The sequence below is a fragment of the Pseudomonas sp. K5002 genome (genome assembly GCF_013386655.1).
Lineage (GTDB): Bacteria > Pseudomonadota > Gammaproteobacteria > Pseudomonadales > Pseudomonadaceae > Aquipseudomonas.
The window spans coordinates 1-244 of the sequence record NZ_JACARK010001413.1; the positions used below are offsets into that span (position 1 = coordinate 1).

Annotated in this window: 1 protein-coding gene; it reads right to left on the bottom strand. The window is 61.9% G+C overall.

Annotated features, from left to right (window positions below; genetic code table 11):
* Positions 1 to 169 (bottom strand): DUF4147 domain-containing protein (locus HX846_RS36800; protein WP_178967413.1); only part of this gene is annotated, 169 nt, incomplete at its 3' end.
* Positions 170 to 244: the final 75 nt, after the last annotated feature.

Here is a 244-nt window from a genome sequence, read left to right on the forward strand (position 1 = left end):
AGTTTTCCACCACCAGCGCCATGGCGGCGGCGGCTTTGCCGGCGCCGATCACGATGACACGGCCGCTGCGGTCGGCGGGCAGATAGGGTTCGAGGACTTGCCGGGGGTGGGCGGCGTCGATGGCTGTGGCAAACAGCTCGCGAAGCAGGTGTTGCGGATCGACCGACATAAGCGGGCTCCCGGGGATTCTTGTTATTAGGGGTGCATCAAATTCGATGTGAAATGCGGTCAAAAATGTGGGAGC